General features: G+C 37.6%; 18 protein-coding genes. 7 read left to right on the plus strand and 11 right to left on the minus strand.

Going from position 1 to position 18600, the window contains the following annotated elements; all coding sequences use genetic code 11:
- Nucleotides 1-4: 4 nt before the first annotated feature.
- Entirely contained in the window at nt 5-2155 is a 2151-nt protein-coding gene (yccS, locus tag F938_RS22700; protein WP_005035479.1) for a YccS family putative transporter, read from the minus strand.
- 182 nt (nt 2156-2337) lie between these two features.
- On the opposite strand from yccS, the gene F938_RS22705 reads away from it, so the two are divergent.
- Complete coding sequence (locus tag F938_RS22705) at nt 2338-3561, plus strand: DUF2252 family protein (RefSeq protein WP_005035480.1); 1224 nt, start codon at nt 2338-2340, stop codon at nt 3559-3561.
- A 148-nt stretch (nt 3562-3709) separates the two neighbouring features.
- Here F938_RS22705 and F938_RS22710 read toward each other — a convergent pair whose 3' ends face one another.
- From F938_RS22710 to F938_RS22725, 4 genes are all read right to left on the minus strand, one after another.
- Nucleotides 3710-4678 carry an omptin family outer membrane protease gene (locus F938_RS22710; protein ID WP_005035482.1) on the minus strand — a complete coding sequence of 323 codons (969 nt, stop codon included), beginning with the start codon at nt 4676-4678 and terminating at the stop codon, nt 3710-3712.
- Between the two features lie 1013 nt (nt 4679-5691).
- A complete protein-coding gene (gene sodC, locus F938_RS22715; protein WP_005035485.1) occupies nt 5692-6246 on the minus strand; it encodes a superoxide dismutase family protein in 555 nt (184 codons plus the stop codon).
- A 201-nt stretch (nt 6247-6447) separates the two neighbouring features.
- Entirely contained in the window at nt 6448-7569 is a 1122-nt protein-coding gene (locus F938_RS22720) for an AI-2E family transporter (RefSeq protein WP_005035487.1), read from the minus strand.
- Between the two features lie 101 nt (nt 7570-7670).
- Nucleotides 7671-8315, minus strand: a complete 645-nt coding sequence (locus F938_RS22725) for a ParA family protein (protein ID WP_004826486.1) — start codon at nt 8313-8315, stop codon at nt 7671-7673.
- 128 nt (nt 8316-8443) lie between these two features.
- Between F938_RS22725 and F938_RS22730 the strand changes: the two genes are divergently transcribed.
- Nucleotides 8444-8911 carry a Holliday junction resolvase-like protein gene (locus F938_RS22730; protein ID WP_005035489.1) on the plus strand — a complete coding sequence of 156 codons (468 nt, stop codon included), beginning with the start codon at nt 8444-8446 and terminating at the stop codon, nt 8909-8911.
- Here F938_RS22730 and F938_RS22735 read toward each other — a convergent pair.
- Nucleotides 8908-9531 (minus strand): class I SAM-dependent methyltransferase, encoded by a 624-nt coding sequence (locus F938_RS22735; RefSeq protein WP_005035492.1) that lies wholly within the window; start codon nt 9529-9531, stop codon nt 8908-8910. The two genes, F938_RS22730 and F938_RS22735, sit on opposite strands and share 4 nt — an antisense overlap.
- Before the next feature lie 178 nt (nt 9532-9709).
- Here F938_RS22735 and F938_RS22740 point away from each other — a divergent pair, with 178 nt between their 5' ends.
- A complete protein-coding gene (locus F938_RS22740) occupies nt 9710-10300 on the plus strand; it encodes a hypothetical protein (protein WP_004826492.1) in 591 nt (196 codons plus the stop codon).
- Nucleotides 10301-10380: 80 nt separating this feature from the next.
- Nucleotides 10381-10785, plus strand: coding sequence for a protease inhibitor I42 family protein (locus F938_RS22745; protein ID WP_004826493.1), 405 nt, complete (start codon nt 10381-10383; stop codon nt 10783-10785).
- Between the two features lie 503 nt (nt 10786-11288).
- Here F938_RS22745 and F938_RS22750 read toward each other — a convergent pair.
- Together F938_RS22750 and F938_RS22755 are read right to left on the minus strand one after the other, a co-directional pair.
- Complete coding sequence (locus F938_RS22750) at nt 11289-11843, minus strand: hypothetical protein (RefSeq protein WP_004826494.1); 555 nt, start codon at nt 11841-11843, stop codon at nt 11289-11291.
- Nucleotides 11844-11872: 29 nt separating this feature from the next.
- Nucleotides 11873-12649 (minus strand): class I SAM-dependent methyltransferase, encoded by a 777-nt coding sequence (locus F938_RS22755; RefSeq protein ID WP_005035496.1) that lies wholly within the window; start codon nt 12647-12649, stop codon nt 11873-11875.
- A 116-nt stretch (nt 12650-12765) separates the two neighbouring features.
- Here F938_RS22755 and F938_RS22760 point away from each other — a divergent pair, with 116 nt between their 5' ends.
- Nucleotides 12766-14028, plus strand: a complete 1263-nt coding sequence (locus F938_RS22760; protein WP_034715533.1) for a hypothetical protein — start codon at nt 12766-12768, stop codon at nt 14026-14028.
- Between the two features lie 181 nt (nt 14029-14209).
- Here the strand turns inward: F938_RS22760 and F938_RS22765 are convergent, their stop codons facing one another.
- Nucleotides 14210-14641, minus strand: coding sequence for a hypothetical protein (locus F938_RS22765; protein WP_005035499.1), 432 nt, complete (start codon nt 14639-14641; stop codon nt 14210-14212).
- 125 nt (nt 14642-14766) lie between these two features.
- Nucleotides 14767-15870, minus strand: coding sequence for a fatty acid desaturase (locus F938_RS22770; protein ID WP_005035502.1), 1104 nt, complete (start codon nt 15868-15870; stop codon nt 14767-14769).
- A gap of 82 nt (nt 15871-15952) precedes the next feature.
- On the opposite strand from F938_RS22770, the gene F938_RS22775 reads away from it, so the two are divergent.
- Together F938_RS22775 and F938_RS22780 are read left to right on the plus strand one after the other, a co-directional pair.
- Complete coding sequence (locus F938_RS22775) at nt 15953-16654, plus strand: TetR/AcrR family transcriptional regulator (protein WP_004826499.1); 702 nt, start codon at nt 15953-15955, stop codon at nt 16652-16654.
- Between the two features lie 146 nt (nt 16655-16800).
- A complete protein-coding gene (locus F938_RS22780; RefSeq protein ID WP_005035504.1) occupies nt 16801-17757 on the plus strand; it encodes a 2-hydroxyacid dehydrogenase in 957 nt (318 codons plus the stop codon).
- A 109-nt stretch (nt 17758-17866) separates the two neighbouring features.
- Here the strand turns inward: F938_RS22780 and F938_RS22785 are convergent, their stop codons facing one another.
- Nucleotides 17867-18532, minus strand: a complete 666-nt coding sequence (locus F938_RS22785) for a hypothetical protein (protein ID WP_005035506.1) — start codon at nt 18530-18532, stop codon at nt 17867-17869.
- Nucleotides 18533-18600: the final 68 nt, after the last annotated feature.

The raw sequence follows: 18600 nt of genomic DNA on the forward strand, positions 1-18600 counted from the left end.
ATTTCTATTTAATTTCTAATCCAAGTAAAGTTGTTTTAAGTCTTAACAACTCAGGTAAGGTTTCCAATAATAAACTGATTTGTTTTAAGGCTAATAGTAAACCATCTGATAAATTGTCTTGATCACTTAAAGTTTGTATTTCTGCCAATTTCTGGTCAATCGCAGCCTCATTTAAAGGGGCTTGATTGAGTAAAGCCTCATTCAAGGTGTGTTTACACCAAAGCATTAAATCTAAAATTTGTTGATCATGTACCTGTTCACGATGGCTGCCGAGAGCAGATACATAACTGAGTTGACTATGACTATAGACCAAGTACCTAAATGCATGATGAATTAAATCTTGATTGGGATTGGGTTCGGCACTAAGGCTGGAAATCATGGTGGATAATTCAATTTGCGCATTGTGGGCTGCACGACGGGCTTTACGATAATCAATACTGTTTGTGCGTCCTTGTTGATATTGTTCTACCACAGCATCGAAATAATCTAGGCTTGCTTTACTGCTCTTTAGAATATTGTTGGAAATATTTCGGAAATTCCAATCTGGCCAAATAAAGCTGACAGCAAACCATGCGATTAAACAGCCTAAAAGTGTATCTATGATGCGCGGTAAAATGATGGCATAGCCTGCACCTTTAAGATTAAAAATCAACAAGACCATCAGGGTTGCCATTAATGTCGCCATGGCATATTTTTTGGAACGCAAATAGAAAAAATACACCCCAAAAATAATGGTAAGTACCAACTGACCTTCAATACTGGGTACAAAATATAAGATTGGAATTCCTAAAATGACACCTAAAACAGTGCCCAAGGTTCGCATTTTTAAACGGCTTTTAGTGGCAAAGTAGCTGATTTGGCAGACAAATAAGCTGGTCAATAAAATCCAGTAACCATTTTTGGCAAAAGGCAATAAAGACATGGCATAGCCCACAGCGAACACAAAACCAATCCGGACAGCATGACGAAACAGGGCTGACTTTGGGGTTAAATGTTGTTTGATCTTGAGCCAAAGATCTTGTATGCCGTGGATATCGTCATCCAATAAATTTAAATTATCCCGGTGTTGACTGTAGCTTTGTTGATAATTGACCTGTTCAATACTGAGGTTGGTGAACTGGTCTTGAACATTTTTTAAATTTCTTAAAACCAAAACTAAGTTTTTTACTTCTAAATTATGTGGATTTTGTTGAATCCAATCATGCATGGAACTTTCTAAATGTGCTAAGACCGTACTATGGTCTGCATGAACTGTAAAAGTATGACGTTTTAAAATAGACTCAGCGAGCTTTTGACAATGCTGTGCTTGTAAACGTACATTCTTTTGAATTCGATAAATTAAATCGGTACGGCTAAAGTTCTGTTGGATCCTTTCATAATGTAGATAATTGGATGTGGCTTGTTCATGGATATCTTGGGCGAGAAAATATAAATTCAGCCAATAAATGGTATTTTTATTGGCGCGTGAGGCTTTCAAACGAGTCAGTAATGATGCTTTGGTGGTATTTAAGCTGTGTACCACAACACTATTTTTTAATGAAAGATCATATAAAAGTTGTTCAACATTGTCTTTATTATCAGGGTCGAACAGTTTAGCTTTTGCCATGAGTAAATCGCAAAGATTATTGAAACTGTTTGATAAATTGTCCTGTACAGCTTGCGTTGGTTTAAGTAGATAAAAAATAATCGAAGTCAGACCATACCAGAGCGCCCCCATGACAAAGTAACTCGGCTGTTGATACCACTCAGAATATTCACCTAAGCCAAACATGGTATAAATTGAAAGTAACACAGTACCAAAAGAAATGGTGGCATAGCGTTGCCCCAATGCACCCATTAATATAAAAGCGGCACTGGAAAGGGATAAATAAATTAAGAATAAAAGTTTATAGGGATGTAAAAAATCTAAGATACTGCTGACGCTAAAAAATAGAACGCACACCAATCCAAGATTTCTTAAACGAATACTGAGACGATCATCAAAGTCAGTCAATGCTGTTGCAATTGCTCCAAGCGTCAAAGGAACAATCAATTGCTGATAGCCAAGAAAATAAAGCCCCAGCGTTGTTCCTGTGAAAACAATCAAAATCTGTAAGCAATAAATGAATGTTGAATTTGATTTTATATTTTGAAAGATTTGATGAACGCTATTCACAATATCGTTTCGCAGATAGGGAGTCTTTATATTTTACTCATTTATGATACTTTCAGATGCTTTATTCGCTGTGGAAATGTAAAAATTAATAGGAAAATTCAACATTTTATATACAGATTGCCTATTACGCAGCAGATTAAAAACATCCAGAATAAATCATTGAATGCTTAAAAATATCGACAATGTCAAAAAAACAAAACACCGCAATTAAACAACCGCGTTATCGTAATGCTGAGTTAACCGAACGCCGTAATTTAAAAATGGCACGTTCAATCCATGCTTATGTACGAGGCAATACTTCTAAATATTATGATTGGCTCAAACAAGCTGAAATTAGCTCCATTCCTCAAGGTCCTGCAATTTGGATTTGTGGCGATTGCCATACTGGGAACTTAGGTCCTGTTGCCAATGCTGAAGGGAAGATTGACATTGAAATTAGGGACTTGGATCAGACAGTGATTGGTAATCCAGCCAATGATTTGATTCGTTTAGGTTTATCTTTAGCAACAGCAGTACGCAGTTCAGACTTGCCGGGTGTGGTGACTGCACAAATGATTGAAGCGCTGTATGCTGGCTATATTTATGCGCTGGAACGTAGTGGTCGAACAAGTGATCAGTTACAGCGTCCTGCTTTAGTACACAGTGTGATGGAAAAAGCAGTGAAACGATCATGGAAAAGCTTAGCAAAAGAACGTTTGGAAGATGTAAAACCACAAATTACCTTGGGTAAACGATTTTGGCCGTTATTAAAAAAAGAGCAGTTGGAAATACACAATGTTTTTGCTCAACCAGATATAGAAGATTTGGTCAAAATGATTGGGCAGCGTGATGCATCAGCACAGCTCAAAGTGATTGATTCGGTGTACTGGGTGAAAGGTTGCAGTTCTTTAGGCTTATTGCGCTATATCGTTTTAATGGATTCATCCAATCATATTGTCAGAGATGGTAAAGGCTTGTGTTTAATGGATTTAAAAGAAGCCACCACAGCTTTAGCGCCTCGCTATTCAAATGCGCCGATGCCGAAAGACAATGCAATGCGAATTGTGGAAGGTGCACGACATTTATCCCCTTATCTGGGTGAGCGAATGCGAGCAACCAAATTTTTAGAGCGATCGATCTTTATTCGTGAGTTATTACCGCAGGATTTAAAATTAGAAATCGAGGGCATGAATCAAACTGGGGCGAGAGATTTGGCGTTTTATTTGGCTTTTGTGGTAGGACGGGCACATGTTCGGCAAATGGATGATTCAACTCGAAATAGTTGGCTCAAAGAGCTGCAACGAAATCAGTCTAAAACCATAGATGCTCCATTTTGGTTATGGCGCAGTATTGTGGAATTAATCAGTGTACATGAAGCGGGTTATTTGGATCATTGCCGTCGTTATGCACTTGCTCATCAAAAATAAAGTAATATGTGGATAACTGCATGGTTATCCACATATTGTAAAGCTGAATTTTCATCTTCATAGGTCTTGAGTAGTAAGATTTTTAAAGCACAACATCAAATTGGCTTTAACCGAATAGATGAAGATTGTCATTCACGATAAAAAGATATTAGAACGTATAAGCAATACCCAAGCTCACGCTTTGAGATTTATTTGAAATGCCACCGCCATCTTTGGAGCTTGAGATTTCATTGGTTTGATTTTCCATCATGACCGAATCAGTTGTCACATGTTTATATTGATTCCATGCATATTCAGTAAATAATTTTGTATCTGGTCGAATATTATAGCCTGCGTTTACAATTGCTCCATAATACCTTCCATTGCTGGCTTTAGTATCAAATGTAGTATCACGTAAGTAATGATTATCACGATCTGATGCATTGACCCAACGACTATATTTTAGCGTAGTATTCAGTTCAAAATTATTGTATTCAAACTTATTATAGATGCCGATATAAGGCATTTTAAATTTTTGCTTATAGCCAATAAGCTTCTCATTAGGGTCAAACTCTCCGACATTACTAAGTGCTGATCCTTCAATATAATCCCCATCATCATCTTGTTCAGAATAATAATAGGAACCACCCATCGCTGACCATGAGTATCTATTTTGCTGATAACCGAATAAAGTGCCTAACTTATAATGTGGTGTATCCAGTAGATTGATATTGACATTGAAATCAAACTCATTCGCAAAGTTGAGTGGTGTACGATCATGATGAGACCAATCCGTCAGTAAATCTCTATCTGTTTCCGACATCCAGTCATAGTTATTCATCACCGATGAGTTTTTAGATAATGTACTCCAGCCTCTCGCATTAAAAGAAAACTTAGGATGGATTTGCCAATTTATTTCAGCATTGATGATATTCGCGCTGTTGGTGTCCCAAGTGAGTTCGGATGCTTTGCTTTGATCATCCATATAAACCAGTTCTTTGGCTTTGGAGTTCAGTAAAAGCCCAGAAGATAAAGATATAGAAAGATCGCTTGGTGTAAATCGACTCGACCCATTATTTTCACTTGCAAACGTGGAGTTTATACACAGCATAACTATTGGTATTACGATCTTTTTCATTAAAATAAAAGCCTTTTTAAATGAGTTAATTATTTAATTTGCTAAAGTGCGGATTTAATCTATTCGATTTTTACTAGATTGTAAAATTACAAATATTATTTTAATTGCAGATAATGTCTTTTGAATTTAATTGTTAAATATATTTATTTTTTAAATATCAGTGAGTTGTTTGATTGATTTTTAAGTTATATTTATTTTAAAAAAATTCATTTTAAATTTAAATTAGGTTAAAAATTTTTTGTTTGAAGTGTTTGAAATTTTATTTTATCGCATTGGTTTTTCTAAGTGCGTGGTTGGGTAATACTTTATTAGTAAAGTAAAAATGTGTTTTATTTATTATTATTAAACCGTGATAATATTAACATTTTTATTTATTATTATTTAAATTATCTCATATTAACAAAAACCTTTTAGATTAAATTTTTATATACTTTTTGGGGAGGATCTTGAGTAGAATCCGCTATAGTCAAGCTGTTGAAAAACGCATAGAGTAAAATATAGTTTCTCTTAAATAAGAGAATCAATCCGAACGTCACTCTAATCAAACTTTTTTGTTTAACTGCATTTTTGCACTGCCAATAAAGTATTGCTTTTTTGCCGATATCCCTTCGCTCCGCATGGCGACATTCCTATCACCTTATGCTAGACATATTCACGATGATTCAACAGTACAGAATAAAGAAGTCGCCAAGTCTTTCAATAATTTGTATAAAACGATAAAGCGCATTGCATATGGATGATTGAAATCAAATGAGGTGTTTAAACAATCAAGCGCCTTGATTCTATTTCTCCTTTTGATGATGAAGATAAGAAAATTTTAATTTCAATATGATTGATGATGCATCATTTTTTATGATGTAGATACGAATTAAATGTTTTAAAAGTACAAATTACTGATCAACAGAATGATTTGGATGAGTGTCTTTGTGATACACGCTGATAGAAAAACAAGGAAAGATGTGGATAAGTATATCTTTATCCACATCTCTGGCTTTTATAGAATAATGATTTGGTTACTGGATTACACCACAAGCAATACGATCTCCACCGCCACCTAAAGGTTTTGGATGATCAGAATAGTTATCACCACCTGCATGGATCATAATGGCTAAACCTTGTATATCAGCAAGTTTCAATCGTGGGGCAATCAATGTGGTTTTAGCATTCCCATTTGAATCAACATTCAATACAGGTAAATCACCCATATGCCCATCATTTGGTGTGCCATGTCCAGTTTGGAGAGGATTGTAATGCCCGCCAGCAGCGAGGGCAGCCCCCATTTTTCCATCCTTTTCAGCAGGCGCGCAAGAGCCTTTTTCATGAATATGAAAACCGTGAAAACCAGAAGGAAGTTGGCTGAGTTGAGTCGAAATATTTAAACCGTTTGGAGAGTCTTGAAAACTAATTGTACCAATCTTGGCACCAATCCCTTGTGCTGAAACAGCATGAACATCAATCGTTTTTTGAGGTGTTTTGAGTTTAGTTGTGTGCGGTGTTGTGCTACATGCAGCTGTAAAAAGCCCTACACACATACAAAGTATTGATGTTTTAAAAAAAGTAGATGTCATTATTCGCATCCAATAGCTTTAATCATGATTTAAATACTATTCAAACAAAGCATGTATGGATAAACAATGTGAATTAAATATCTGATTGTATAAGTTTATTTAATAACTGGTAAATTGGCATTGATTATGCTGTGCCTTCTAGAGAGGTGAAAACAATCCGCCAAATAAAATATTTGGCGAATCCTGTATCAGGAGAGGGAGTTAATCAGGCTTTTTCAGGTCGTTTTCTTCAATTTCATATGCCATTGTCGCATCAGGCATTAAAATACCAGACTCCGTGGTTTCATGTAGCCATTCACGCCAAATTGCCAATAATATTGCCAAAATAACAGGACCAATAAAGAGTCCAACCAGCCCAAAACTCGCCAATCCGCCCAGCACACCAAACATAATCAATAAGAATGGAATTTTTGTTGCACCTGAAATGACCAATGGACGAATCACATTATCTGCGGTACTGACAATACAGACACCCCAAGCCATCACGCCGATTGCTTCAACTGTTTGACCTTGGGAAAATAGCCATAACGATACTGCACCATAAGCGACAGGTGGTCCAAATGGGATGAGTGCCATCAGGAAAGTGGCAATCGTTAGTACCATCGGATTTGGTACGCCTGCAACAAAGTAGCTGATGCCTGCAAGAATAGATTGTGCAACCGCAGTTAAACCGACGCCATAGACCACAGCACGTGTGGTTTCAGAGATCGTATCCAAATAATGATGGATACGAGGTCCAATTAACATTTGTAATGCCTTGCTGACTTGTTCCAAAATGGTTTGACCATCTCGATAGAAAAAGAACAACGACATGATGGCAAAGCCCAGTTTGACTAAATTTTTGGTGATCTCATTCAGTACAAACTTCCCATAGTTCAAATGTCCTTGAATCCAAAGACCAATGGTTTGAGAAAGCGATGTCGGATCTGCATTTATTTCACGAACAGTTCGGCTGACTTCCTTTCCGATAATAGGGAGTTCACGAATAAAATCAGGAACGGTCAAATGACCCGATGATAATTGGCGTTGTAGGTCAAAATACAAATTTCGACCTTCATGCTGCAAAATAAAAATCGCAAAGGTGAGTGGAATGCCAACCACTAAAACGACTAGCGTAATCATCACTGAGGCACTTAATGTAGGTCGGTTCGGACCAAACATTCTTAATATGCGCTTATACATCGGCCATGTCATATAGGCGATGATACATGCCCATAATACAGGGACAATAAAATATTTGAGAATATCGTAGCCCAAGAAAATCAGGATAAACAATAACCCAAACAATAAGATGCGTTGTAAGTTTGAAGTGAAGTCTTGCACTAACTACTCTAAAAATTGCTGAGTGATTCACTCAATATTAACTGAAAAATCAAATGTGGCAAATTTTAAGCTTGCTTTATCCGACCTGCTTTAGATTGGTTTTAGAACCAATCACTTGGATCATCTATTAAAGCATCAAGCAGTGGTTGCCATTGTTCTTGAATGGTTAAAAAATTCTTTTGGGTCTTATCAAAAATATTTAAGCCCTGCATCGCCAATTGACCATATGCTGTACGTTCTGAAATCCATGCAACGGGTTGCTGATCAATCTTTTCAAAAAATTGTTGAATATCTTTGGAACTCGCACTGTTGGCTTTCATACGATTGGCAATCAAGTGTACCGCAACTTTCCCCTTACGAATTTTTTTAATGTCTTGGATGTGTTTGAGAAAGCGTCGAGTACTGTCGATGTCAAAAAATGAGGGTTGTAGTGGTGTAACCACAGCATGACTTTCACTGATTAACTGTTCAGCGTGTTCACCGGTTAAAGCGCCAGGTGCATCAATGACTAAATAATCGAGATTTTTAGGTGCATCTCCTATTGATTTTTCATGACGCCAATCGAGACTTTGAATTTTCGCTGCTTGTTCAGGGCGCTGTTTTAACCATTGTAGTGCTGACTTTTGCCCATCAGCATCGGCTAATGCAACTTTATAACCTTTTTGTGCCAATGCTGTGGCTAAAGTAATTGCTGTAATTGTTTTTCCACAACCGCCTTTTAAATTTGCAACAAGTATTGTTTTCATCGTATATCAATAATATCTGTCCGCTAGCCCTTGTCTACTTTAGCATTAATTTTAAGCATATAGGTTACACATGACAAAACTTTAGTAGTTGTTTACATTGTGCCAAGGATTTACAGAAAGGAAAGCGCATGTCCATCTGGATGGCGATGTTGATAGGAGCATGTATTGGCATCGTTTTAACGACAATCGTGTTATCGAGTACGCGAAATGGCAAGATTAAAGCAGAGTATGAACAATATATCACTGAGCTTGAACTGGAACATCAACAGGCACTTGCACATGCGCAAAAGCGCAGTGTGAATACCAGTCGTGCTGTTCTAAAAGGAAAGATGGCGGAACAACTCGCGCCAATCATGCCTGAGTTCCAATATTTGCCGAGTGATGCCAAGTTTTTAGGTGATCCTATCGACTATGTGATTTTTGATGGCTATACCGACTTTCGAGATGGTGAAGGCTTGGCTGAAGAGATTGAAGTGGTATTGATTGATATCAAGAGTGGTGGCGCACGTTTAACCAAAGGGCAACAAGCAATTGCCCAAGCCATCCGTGAAGGGCGGGTACGTTTTGAAACTATCCATATTGATTTTGCCGATTAAATTTTTTGTGCTCTTGCCATAAACATACGTCTTCCCACTTTAGGTAGATCTTCCGCATCGAAATAATATTTTTCAGAAAACTTGAAGCCAGCGTTTAATAACTCAAGTTCAATATTGCGATTTAGATGACATCCATCAGCGAGGACTTTTTGAATTGGGGTCAAAAGGTCTTGTAACTTTTTCAAGGTCGAATTGTCATGATACTGAACATGTTCAATCAGGTGTAAGTTGCCTTCAGGTTTTAATACACGATGAATTTCTTGGAGTGCTTGCGTTAAGTCGGCAATACTACACATGGTCCATGTACTGACAATATTTTCAACTGAATGATCTGCAAAAGGTAATTTTTCGGCACTGGCTTGGATATGCTGGATATGAAAGGGAGTATCAAAGATTCGCTTTTGTGCAAGGCGGTATACATCAGGATTTGGCTCAAGTGCATAGAGTTGATCAACTGCTTGATAAAAAGGTAAATTCAAGCCTGTCCCAAAACCAATTTCTAATACTTCGCCACGAATTTTTTTAATCAGTTCTGCACGTCCTTCCATCATGCTGGGTGTTTGCATGACTTGATTAAGCAGGTGAGGAAAAATGCGTTGTTGATAATATTTATAAATCATAATTTGATCATTTTAAGAGTATGATCATGATTCTAACCAATGTGAATTTTGAATATAAGACAAAAATAGGACGAAATTTCTGTATTTTGTTACCGAAACTCGATTTTATTTTAAGTTTATCGGTTAATACTAAGTCTAGATATTTTGCTGGTTGAGTACTGAGTTTGAGGAGCATGTTATGAATAAAAAGTTAGTCTGTGCAGCATTGATGGCACTGAGTGCTTTTCAGGTCAATGCTTTTCAATCTACTGCTGTGCCAAAGGCACAATTATCCAATCCGGCCTTTAATATCGCCAATGGTTTAGCGCCGATTGATCAAAATCAGAAAGTCTCTGTTCTGGAGCCATTCCGTGGAGAATTTCGTATTTTAGGGTCAAAAGAATATCATGACGATGCACAGGCAAAATTCTCACCGATTGATTATGCTGTGACACGGGGATTATTTACTGAACCTGAAATTGCCCGTCAAATTTCAATCAATCAATATGACCGATTCCTCAATTGGAAAATGGCGCGCCCGCCTATTCCTGCACAACTGGCAACTCAATTGGTCAGTAATATGCACATCATTCCTGCCAATCCTGAAATTGCCAAAAAAATCAAACAAGTTAAACGTGGAGACTTGGTTCGTTTAACGGGCGATTTGGTTCAGGTGAATGATAAAGATTTGGTTTGGAAGTCGGCTTTAGATTGGAATGGGGTGGGAGATGGTGCTTGTAAACTGATTCGAGTCAATTCGATTCAATGGTTAGAAAAGCAAAATATCTAAATTCAATTGAGCCAAATCCGAGAAGATGCTAAGGTGAGATGTATAATTTTAGGTCAATTGAACAATAAAGAGTGTGGTAAATGAAAGGTTTAGCGTGTTTTACTTTGTTGGTTTGCAGTTTGGGGCTGGTTGCTTGTCAAAGTCCAAATCCTAGCGTAGGTAAAACACATGAATACACCCTCAAACAAAAGTGCCCAACGCTCATGGATATGAAAGTGGGAGAGGTGTTGTTGTTCAATGCTCCTGAAAATCCAAGCACGGGTTATCAATGGCAATTATTACAGCCACTTAAAATATTTAAAACTGAAGAAACCTATTTACAAAATGACAGTGAAGAAGGTGCTGTAGGTGTGGGTGGAACCAAAACTTTCCGTTTTACAGCAGAGAAACCGGGACAAGATTATATTGAATTGGTTCATATCAGAGCTTGGGAGTCTTCTAAACAACCAGATCAACAATGGCGTTGTCGCATTCGGGTTTCTTAAGCTCAAATCACGCTAATTGTTATTTTAGCTTCTTCTAGACCTTTAAGACTTTTTATTGCAGAGAAGCCTTCCTATACAGGCTTACAATGGAGTAGCGACATCCATGTCGCTTTACGGTAGAAAGCCTACGGGTATTTTATCAATCTTTGAGAGTGCTCAACTTTAAGAGCATCCAAAAATTGAATGCTCATTTTGATGAACATAATAGGGGCTGTGGACATTTCATAAATGGCTTGCGTTGTAGGTTAAAATTGAGCAGGTATGAGGAGTATACTCCGCAAGGAAATGAAGAGAATAGCTAGACTATTTTTAAGTTTCATAACGTAGCCTGAGATAATTTTAACCACAACCCTTCGGGGCTAGCGTGTTTTTTGTCGCTTCGTCGTTACGAACTACTCATTTAGAATGACTAAATTTCGTATTTCGCGCCTAGAATCGCCTAAAAAACACACCTAGTCGCAAACATAGACGAATTGTCCACAGACCCTAGTCTGATTAAAGCATTATTTACTTTCAGTGGTTTGCTTCCAGTGATCAAGCTGTTCATCGGCAGTGAACATTTCTCCCATGCCTTTGACTGCATCACTTGGATTTTTAAGCTCACCATCAGCAGATTGCTTTTTCTCATCATAGACTTTGGCTTGGTTTTCCCAATATTGATAACGTAAACCTTGAATATAGCGCCCTTGTTCTGTTTTAAGATCCAAGTCTTTCAACATATTGAGTGCCGATTCAATATTATCTCGCTTGAGTTGGCGATCAATGTCTTCGGTTAGACTGCCATCAGCAGCACGTTTTTTAAGATCAGCTTCTAAAGCATTATTATTTTCAGTAAATTTCTGATCATATTCGTCGAGCAAGGCAATATCGTGTGCATCATTCGGCGTACTCGGAAAGGCTTTAATCGGTTTGGTTTTCAGTTGGTCCATAACTTCTTGAGATGCATCTTTCGGCTCAGATGAATTGTTTTGTTGACCATCTTTAGGGGAACATGCAGCCATGAAAACGATAGATGTGAGTAAACTTGAAAGAAGCAAAGGGCGAAGTATTAAATTCATGATAAACATTCCTCATTAAAGCGTATCAATTAGCGCAGTTTCCTAAAGTTATAAACATAGGTGACATAAGGGAAGTCTATTTCATCTTGAGCTTGTTTGCCCGTATATTCCGATACAATCTGTTCGAATTTGTGTTTCAATTTGAGTTGTTCTTGTTCTGGCATCGCTGCAATAAAGCTGGTTGAGAGCAATCGTTTACTCACCACATTTTCTACCGTACCTGTGTGTAGCTGTGAAAATACTTTAGCGGTTTCAAGTTGGAACAAAAATTGATTTTCAAATACCTGCTTCCATTGCCCGCTGTGATAGCGAGGGGTATCTCCTTCAAGGGTTGCGAGCAAATCTGCCAATGCTTTCACCCAGTCTATATTCTCGTCTCGTTGATTCCAAACCAAACCTAAATGACCTTCGGGCTTTAAAACATGGTGGATTTCGTTCAATGTTTCGATATTGGCAAACCAATGAAAGGACTGAGCGCACAAAACAGCATCAATACTTTCAGATTCTAACGGAATTTGATCACTCTTCGCTTGAAGCGTTTGTACATCAGGATGTACTATTTTCAACTGCTCCAGCATTTCAGAAACAGGTTCAATTGCAATGATATTGGGCGTCGCTTGTTTCAGATAAGGTAGAAATTTTCCAGTACCTGCACCCAAGTCAACCACCTTTAAATCTGGGCTGAGTGCTAAATCTTCGATGAGCCATTGAACCACAGCCTGTGGATAATTGGGTCTGGCTTGTTGATAGAGTTCAGCAGCCGTACTGAAACCTTTTTGAGCAGCAGGATGTAAGGAATGTGTCATATTTTGCGCTTTTTTATCTGACTAGACTCTATAAAATATGACACTTGAAGCAATCAATAGGCAAGAGCCGATTGATTTAATTTCAGCCAATGAAAGAGCGGATGCTCGGTGTGCGAATGGATAAACAAATAATTTTTGAAGATGATCATATCAGAGCAATCTATTTAACAGGTGAATCTGACACTTTAGTCCTGTCATTTGGGGACTTGATCACTCGCGCCAAAGGGCTTTCAATTAATGCTGAAAAGTCTTTGATGAAATATAACTATGCTGTTGTCGGTATTATGCCTAAGCAAAAGTCTTGGTTTCCTGCATCAAGTATGGCTGCACTTTTACAGCATCTGCAACCCATCTTAAGTCAATTTAAGAATATTGTCGGTTATGGTGGATCGATGGGGGGCTATGCAGCGATCAAATATGCCAAAGATTTAAACATGAATCGTGTAGTTGCTATGGTTCCGCAATATTCAATAGATCCTTCAGAAATTGAAGATAAACGTTATACGGATTTCTATGATGCTGATTTAAACGCAAATATGCGTATTCAGGCACAGGATATTGTTGAAGAATGTGAATACATCATTGTTTATGATCCGTATTTTGAAAATGATAAAGAACATTATTTAAAAATTAAGCCGTTAATTCCTCATCTACATACTCTTCATTTACCCTATACAGGGCATGATGCGATTGCTGTTTTGGCGAACTCTGCCTTATTACATGATTTTATTGAACGCCCCTATGATCAAACTTATTTCTATAAGCAGATTCGTGAGGTCAAGAAGAACAGTAAGTTTTACTATCGCAGTGTGATTGCACGTTTGTTGGGAACACACAATGAAGCATTGGGTAAAATTCTCAAAGGAACTGATATTCAACTGGACAGTACTTTCTTTGATGCCAGTTTAAAGCAGACCATTACCCGTATTTTATTAACCAATAAACGTGTGGATGAGCAAGATCTGCAAAAGCTGGGGATTCAGGTCAATTTTGCATTTGAGGACAAAACTCAGCTACAAGACAACTTTGGTAATATCTTGGTATTTAATGTCATTACCCAGAAACTGGAAAGTTATGATCAACAGGTGATTGATGTTAATGGTAAATATATTATTCCATTAAATGTTGAAAGCAATGGTCTAGCGCAAGTCGAGATTAAGAAACAGACCTATTTGATTTGCATGAATGATCGTCGTGTGACAAAACTCTTTAAACATGATGAAGCGTTGTCATTGGATATGAATCCAATTGTGATCAAGAAAACCCCTGACTTTTATGTGTTGAGTTATAAAAACTTCTATATGAGCTGTGATATTCAAGGTCAAGTCAGTTTTGACGATGAAAGTTTAAATGAGTTTTGTCATTTTAAGATCGCTTAAGCTCAGGCAATTCATCGTATGACTAAATCGGCTTTTGCCAAAGCCTTTTTTAACAGCATCATTCAATAATATAGCTTTTTTTCTCGCCTTCTCTCAAAAAGAGAAGGCATGATCAAGAGCAATATGATTGATTATTTATCATGCTTTCGAATGTATGCAAGTGCTTTAAAAGCACCTTCATTTAAATACATTGCTTTAAATAGCGTGTTGGGAACAATGCTTGATATTTCTTAAATTCACTTTGAACGTTTAAGTCATCGAGTTTATAAGTTTCGCTAGAATGTTGATAAACACCTGTTACCGCCATGAGTGAGCCTTCTTGACCTTCTTTGTAATGATAACGAAAGGTTTTTCGTGAGGCATGTAGAAGTTTTTGATCAATAAATTTATAACTAAATAATAGATTTTCCATTTCTAAATAATACCGAGCTTCTATACGACAACCTCGATTCAATTGAATTAATCTAAAATAATTTCCTTCTGAACTTCTAAATTCTGCCTTATCTAAATTTTGAATCGACTGTAAAACGAGATCTTTTGCATGTGCTGAATATGCAGATAAGCTAAAACAGCTCATCAATAATACCAGTGAGCTTGATTTTGATTGTTTCATTCTAATATCTTTTTAAATTTCATTTGATTGACTATATCGTCTAAGTGCATGTTTGAATATAAAAAAAAGAGGACCCCATGCCGGAGATCCCCATAAACTGAAATTCAACTTGAAAAAAATAAAGTTTAAAATCTACGATTTGCGCGTTTAAAGGTTCCAAAGTCATTAAATCGCACACCATTTTCTTTCATGATTGGATAGCAGTCTTCAGCAATCGCTTGGCGGATATAAAATGGATCACGAACAACAAAGTGATGTATTGCATGAGTACCTGCAAAGTTAAAACAAAATGCCTGCAAAGGTTTCATGCGCCAATCCGTCCAAATCTGGCATTGCTGTACAACATTTCCATCCTCAACATCGCCGTAATAATGCATATTGGAACTGGTGAAGTGTAAACTCAAGGTACGGAGAAAGTTAGGCGCAGCAATACTTACCGCATAAAATTTTGTGCTGCGGTCAATAAACTTCCATAAGCTATTTTTAGGTTGTGCGATGCCAAAAGCTTTCATTGCTAATTTGGCAACACTGATCAATAGAAAGCTATGCCAAAGTGCATAATGAATATGCCCAAATGGTGCATAACTTGCAGATAGCTTTGCCTTTAATTTGAGCTTTTCAGTTTTCGATAAATTCTTCTGCGCATGAATATAGCGGTTGGTGGTTTTCATCATGGTGATGGGGCGTAAATAGACAGCCAACATATTGTCACCTGTCATGATCAAGCGTTTTAAACCCCATTTGTCACCATTGTTAATACCTCGTTCTTCTAAATCTGTTTTTGTACCTGAGGATTTATGGTGATGTAGGTGTACTTCACGACGTATCCACGGATTGACTGTACTTGGACGAAAGGCATACACGGCTGCAAGCATGGCATCATTTATTTTTTTATTCTTACGATAATACATTTGATGAATCAAATCGTGTTCCAGTTCATGCAAAATTGACATCCAAAATGCAGAAAGTGGAATTGCCACATACCAAGCCATTTTCCCGCGAGCGTATTGTGTTATATTGAAAATAATCCCTGTAATAGCAGTGCCCAGAATACTTAAACCGATTTGATCTTGATATTGAACCAGCCAAGGATGGCGTTCTCGTAACTGATTCCCAGCTTCCAAAATCGCTTTACGAATTTGATGACTGCGTTGCTCATCTTCAGGGTCAGCAAAGTTTTTGGCTTTGTTTAGCTTGGATATATGTACATCGGAAAGGGGTAAATTCATTTCCGTTTTCCTCTATATTTTTGTTTGAGAACAAGGAAGTTTTAAAAACCAACATTTGTTGGATTTTTTGAGAGATTATCTGATGATCAAAATAACGTCAACGTCAGTTTTAAAGAAAATGACCAAAAAAGTGAGTCAACCAAAACAAGAACGCTCACAAAAAAGAATGGAAAAGATGTTGGCGACTACGCAAGAATTGTTGTTATCCATTGGAATTGAAAAGATTTCTATTCCTGAAATTGCCAATGCTTCTGGCGTTCCTCGTACCAGTATTTATCAATTTTTTCCGACGAAATACGATATTTTGCGTCATATTGCACTCGCACACTTAAATGATTTGGTGAAACAACTGGGGAAGGCTGCTGTTCGCGTTTTGACGGATAATCCCAAAGCAAGCATCGAAGTATACGGGCAACTGCTTTCAGAAAGTATGATTCGGACCACGGCTAAATTTTTCAATGAATCAGAAATTGCCAGCTTACTGATTCTTAGTGGTCCTTTTACACGGCAAGCTTATCTTGAGTATCAAATCGAGTTGAAAAAAGTCAGTGATGGTGTACGTAAAGCATTGGAAATGATTCAGGTGGATAATTATGTCCCTCAACAACCCGATACTTTAACCATTTTGATGGAATTGGTTTTTACCTGTATGAAGCATGGTTATTACAATGAAAGTTATATTTCTGAAGCCATTATTCAAGAAGCCTACCGTATGACCAATGCGTATTTATTGGCACTCAAAAATAACACCTTTGGTTTTCCTCAAGTATCAACACAATCTTAAAATTATTGAATTGGAAAGGGGTGTTTTTAAAGCTGAATAATGACGGTTTACATTTCAAAATATTCTAAAGAGCTGTATGAAAATCAGTGAAATTTTCATGTTATAAACAAGATTGTGCAAATGATTGAAACCACAAGGTAAAGGCAATGAAGGCTGTATTTTTAGATTATGAATCTCTAGACAAAAATGATTTGGATTTTAGTCAGTTAAACGCAGCTTTTGATGAACTTGTACTTTATCCTTCGACCACGACTGAGCAGGTATTAGCACGTGTAGCGCATGCCGATGTGGTCATCAGCAATAAAGTATTGATCAATGCTGAAACAATTGCGCAATCGAAGCATCTAAAGCTCATTTTAATTTCGGCAACAGGAACCAATAATGTCGATTTAGATGCAGCCAAGTCTAAAGGCATCGTGGTGTGCAACTGTCAGGGCTACGGCACATCAGCAGTTGCACAGCATACGCTGACATTGATGTTGGCTTTAGCAACCTCTTTGCTCAAATATGATGGTGCTGTAAAGAATGGGGAATGGAATAAATCTCCAATTTTCTGTTTATTGGACTTTCCCATTGTAGAGTTGTCAGGAAAAACTTTAGGGATCATTGGTTATGGAGAGTTGGGGCAAGCGGTTGCCAAATTAGCTGAAGCTTTTGCGATGAAGGTTGTTGTCGGGGCATTACCAAGCCGTCCACAGCATGAAGAAAGAATTGCTTTTGCTGAGCTACTTCCACAAGTCGATTTTCTTTCTTTACATTGTCCTTTAACTGATGAAACACGTGACTTGATTGATGCACAAGCATTGGACTCGATGAAGAAATCAGCATTCTTAATCAATTGTGCCCGTGGAGGCATTGTGAATGAGCAGGCTTTGGCGGACGCATTAAGACAAGGTAAGATCGCAGGAGCTGCGATAGATGTACTGTCTGTTGAACCTCCAACGCAGGGAAATGTGTTGCTTGCAGAGGATATTCCAAACTTGATTATCACACCGCATAGTGCATGGGGAAGTGTTGATGCTCGACAGCGCATCGTAAATCAAATGTTGGAAAATTTTGAGGCATTTCAACAGGGCAAAGCGATCCGTCAGGTGAATCACTGAGGTTTTAGAACATCGTTATAATGCTATGGACAAACTTACCACTACAACCTCTCGCTTTAAATTACGATTTTCTTTGATTTTAGCTTTAATGATCTGATTTTAAGATCGTTTATCTTGGTACACCTGCATCATCATCTGTAGATATGCTGGTATCGGTATTTTGATTTGGCTTGGAGTCTGTTGATGACGGACTTGGTGTGTTGGTCTGGTTCTCTATAGGCAAACTTTGTTTTTTGATTTCAAGCTCTGGTTGTTCGGACTGAACATTTTGCGAAGCTTGTGTTTGAAGTGGTGGTTGTGCAGATACAGTCGGCTGATCTGAGATGTTTTGATTAGAAATGTTTGGGACAGTGGCTGTAACTGAGGGATTCGCTGAGTTTGCAGTAGTTGATGATTGACTCAAGCTGCCTTGTTCTATTGGCACGTTATAGCTGTTTTTACCCAGCACACGGTCTTTGGTCTGTTCAACCTTTTTGACAGCGGTATCTATGCCTTGTCGTGTATTGTCTCGGGCAATCGTTGCTTGTTCACTGGTATATTTTTTCGTATTTTCAATGGTTTCATCAAATGAAGGTTTGATTTTTTGAATGCCTTTTTCGGTTGCATCTCCTACTTTTTCAGCCGTATTTTGTACTGCTTCACCTGTCTTATGGGCTAGGACTCTAAATATATTGGGGTTATCACCATAAGGTTGTGTATGAGTGTCTGTTTGAGCATAAAGTGATGATGTTGCACATATTGCAGTGATCATACATAAACTTTTCATCTTCACCATGTTTTCATTCCTTTATGATGATGTCATTAACGCTGTGAATCATATTGAGCAATGGTACTGTTTTATTC

The organism is Acinetobacter bereziniae LMG 1003 = CIP 70.12 (assembly GCF_000368925.1).
GTDB lineage: Bacteria > Pseudomonadota > Gammaproteobacteria > Pseudomonadales > Moraxellaceae > Acinetobacter > Acinetobacter bereziniae.

Excerpts from the sequence above, each read along its gene's own strand:
- F938_RS22705 (WP_005035480.1), top strand. The coding sequence starts at position 2,338 with ATGTCAAAAAAACAAAACACCGCAATTAAACAACCGCGTTATCGTAAT.
- F938_RS22710 (WP_005035482.1), bottom strand. The coding sequence starts at position 4,678 with ATGAAAAAGATCGTAATACCAATAGTTATGCTGTGTATAAACTCCACG.
- sodC (WP_005035485.1), bottom strand. The coding sequence starts at position 6,246 with ATGACATCTACTTTTTTTAAAACATCAATACTTTGTATGTGTGTAGGG.
- F938_RS22725 (WP_004826486.1), bottom strand. The coding sequence starts at position 8,315 with ATGAAAACAATACTTGTTGCAAATTTAAAAGGCGGTTGTGGAAAAACA.
- F938_RS22730 (WP_005035489.1), top strand. The coding sequence starts at position 8,444 with ATGTCCATCTGGATGGCGATGTTGATAGGAGCATGTATTGGCATCGTT.
- F938_RS22735 (WP_005035492.1), bottom strand. The coding sequence starts at position 9,531 with ATGATTTATAAATATTATCAACAACGCATTTTTCCTCACCTGCTTAAT.
- F938_RS22740 (WP_004826492.1), top strand. The coding sequence starts at position 9,710 with ATGAATAAAAAGTTAGTCTGTGCAGCATTGATGGCACTGAGTGCTTTT.
- F938_RS22745 (WP_004826493.1), top strand. The coding sequence starts at position 10,381 with ATGAAAGGTTTAGCGTGTTTTACTTTGTTGGTTTGCAGTTTGGGGCTG.
- F938_RS22750 (WP_004826494.1), bottom strand. The coding sequence starts at position 11,843 with ATGAATTTAATACTTCGCCCTTTGCTTCTTTCAAGTTTACTCACATCT.
- F938_RS22755 (WP_005035496.1), bottom strand. The coding sequence starts at position 12,649 with ATGACACATTCCTTACATCCTGCTGCTCAAAAAGGTTTCAGTACGGCT.
- F938_RS22760 (WP_034715533.1), top strand. The coding sequence starts at position 12,766 with ATGGATAAACAAATAATTTTTGAAGATGATCATATCAGAGCAATCTAT.
- F938_RS22765 (WP_005035499.1), bottom strand. The coding sequence starts at position 14,641 with ATGAAACAATCAAAATCAAGCTCACTGGTATTATTGATGAGCTGTTTT.
- F938_RS22770 (WP_005035502.1), bottom strand. The coding sequence starts at position 15,870 with ATGAATTTACCCCTTTCCGATGTACATATATCCAAGCTAAACAAAGCC.
- F938_RS22775 (WP_004826499.1), top strand. The coding sequence starts at position 15,953 with ATGATCAAAATAACGTCAACGTCAGTTTTAAAGAAAATGACCAAAAAA.
- F938_RS22780 (WP_005035504.1), top strand. The coding sequence starts at position 16,801 with ATGAAGGCTGTATTTTTAGATTATGAATCTCTAGACAAAAATGATTTG.
- F938_RS22785 (WP_005035506.1), bottom strand. The coding sequence starts at position 18,532 with ATGGTGAAGATGAAAAGTTTATGTATGATCACTGCAATATGTGCAACA.